Annotated in this window: 3 protein-coding genes; all 3 read left to right on the top strand. The window is 74.3% G+C overall.

Annotated elements, in window-relative coordinates:
• Positions 1 to 643 (top strand): EboA domain-containing protein (locus AOK15_RS32060; protein WP_055521831.1); only part of this gene is annotated, 643 nt, incomplete at its 5' end.
• A complete protein-coding gene (locus AOK15_RS32055; RefSeq protein WP_055521830.1) occupies positions 643 to 1491 on the top strand; it encodes a TatD family hydrolase in 849 nt (282 codons plus the stop codon). The genes AOK15_RS32060 and AOK15_RS32055, both read left to right, overlap by 1 nt.
• Before the next feature lie 3 nt (positions 1492 to 1494).
• Positions 1495 to 2416: metabolite traffic protein EboE (gene eboE / locus AOK15_RS32050; RefSeq protein ID WP_055521829.1), on the top strand; the 922-nt coding region annotated here is incomplete at its 3' end.

Raw genomic sequence — 2416 nt, 5'->3', positions numbered from 1 at the left:
GGCCCGCACCGCCCCCGCCGCGCTGCGCGGCCCGCTGACCGTGCGGCTCGACGACCCCGCCCGCGTCTGGCTCGACCGGGCCCTCGCCGAGGCCGCCGACCATCCCGGAACCCACGGCCCCATCTCCGTGTGGGAGCTGCGCCTCGCCGAGGCGGGCCGCCGCTGCGGCGCAGAGCACGCCGACGCCGTCCGCGTCCTGATCCTGCACGCGGCCCGCGCCGACACCGCCGCGCTCGACCGGGTCTACCGGCAGGGCACCGCCGACGAACGCCGGGCCGTGCTGCACGCCCTGCCCCACCTGGTGCCCGGCCCCGACGCGCTGCACCTCGTCGAGGACGCCCTGCGCACCAACGACACCCGCCTCGTCGCCGCCGCCCTCGGCCCCTACGGGGCCCGCCACCTCGGCCCGCACGACTGGCGGCACGCCGTCCTCAAGTGCCTGTTCACCGGCGTACCCGTCGACGAGATCACCGACCTGGCCCGTCGCGCCCACGGCGACACGGAACTGGCCCGCATGCTCGGCGCGTTCGCCGACGAACGCACCGCCGCGGGCCGTCCCGTGCCCGGGGACCTGTACCGCGTCCTGGCCCTGACCGCGCCCCCACCGGCCGACGGGACCGGCACCGACGGCAAGGAGACCTGATGCGCATCTTCGACCCCCACATCCACATGACGTCCCGCACCACCGACGACTACGAGGCGATGCACGAGGCGGGCGTCCGCGCGGTCGTGGAACCGGCCTTCTGGCTGGGGCAGCCCCGCACGTCCCCGGCCACCTTCCTCGACTACTTCGACTCGCTGCTCGGCTGGGAGCCGTTCCGGGCCGCCCAGTACGGCATCGCCCACCACTGCGCGATCGCCCTCAACCCCAAGGAGGCCAACGACCCGAACTGCACCCCCGTCCTGGACCACCTGCCCCGCTACCTCCTCAAGGACCGCGTCGTGGCCGTCGGCGAGATCGGCTACGACTCCATGACCCCCGCCGAGGACCTCGCCCTGGAGCACCAGCTCCAGCTCGCCGCCGACCACGGCCTGCCCGCCCTGGTGCACACCCCGCACCGCGACAAGCTCGCCGGACTGCGCCGCACCGTCGAGGTGGTACGCGCCTCCGAGCTGCCGCCCGAGCGGGTGCTGCTGGACCACCTCAACGAGACCACCGTCAAGGAGGCCAAGGACAGCGGCTCCTGGCTCGGCTTCTCCGTCTACCCCGACACCAAGATGGACGAGGAGCGCATGGTCGCCGTCATCAAGGCGTTCGGCACGGAGAAGGTGCTGGTCAACTCCGCCGCCGACTGGGGCAGAAGCGACCCCCTGAAGACCCGCCGGGTCGCCGACGCCCTGCTCGCCGCCGGGTTCGACGAGGACGACGTGGACCTCGTGCTGTGGCGCAACCCGGTCGCCTTCTACGGGCTCAGCGGCCGTCTCGACCTCGACACCGCCCCGACCGACGCCACCCACGAGGGCAACAGCATCCTGCGCGGCGGGGAGTGACCCATGCGCTTCCGCCACCCCGACGGATCCACCGTCCACCTCGCCTACTGCACCAATGTGCACCCGGCCGAGACTCTCGACGGTGTCCTCGCCCAGCTGCGCGACCACTGCGAGCCCGTCCGGCGGCGCCTCGGCCGTGACCGCCTCGGCATCGGCCTGTGGCTCGCCAAGGACGCCGCCGACGCCCTGACCACGGACCCCTCCGCCCTGCGCGGGCTGCGCACCGCACTCGACCGGCGCGGCCTCGAAGTCGTCACCCTCAACGGATTCCCGTACCAGGGCTTCGGCGCGGAGCAGGTCAAGTACCGCGTCTACAAGCCGGACTGGGCCGACCCCGAGCGCCTCGACCACACCACCGCCCTGGCCCGGGTCCTCGCCGCGCTCCTCCCCGACGACGTCACCGAGGGCACCGTCTCGACGCTCCCGCTGGCCTGGCGCACCGCCTACGACGACACGCGCGCCGACGCCGCCCACGCGGCCCTGCGCACCCTCGGCGAACGCCTCGACGCCGTCGCCGAGCTGACCGGCCGCTCGATCCGCGTCGGACTGGAACCCGAACCCGGCTGCACGGTCGAGACCACCGCCGACGCCGTCGGTCCGCTCACCGCGGTCGGCCACGACCGCATCGGCGTCTGCGTCGACACCTGCCATCTCGCCACCTCCTTCGAGGACCCGCACACCGCCCTGGACGCGCTCGTCCGGGCCCGCGTCCCCGTCGTGAAGTCGCAGCTCTCGGCCGCCCTGCACGCCGAGCACCCCCACCTCCCCGAGGTCCGCGAGGCGCTCGCCGCCTTCGACGAACCCCGCTTCCTGCACCAGACCCGCACGGCGACCGCCGCCGGTCTGCGCGGCACCGACGACCTCGGCGAGGCCCTCACCGGTGACGCCGTCCCCGACGCCTCCCCGTGGCGCGCCCACTTCCACG

This window comes from Streptomyces ossamyceticus (assembly GCF_001418475.1).
GTDB classification, from domain to species: domain Bacteria; phylum Actinomycetota; class Actinomycetes; order Streptomycetales; family Streptomycetaceae; genus Streptomyces; species Streptomyces ossamyceticus.
This window is presented reverse-complemented; position numbering and strand designations above follow the sequence as displayed.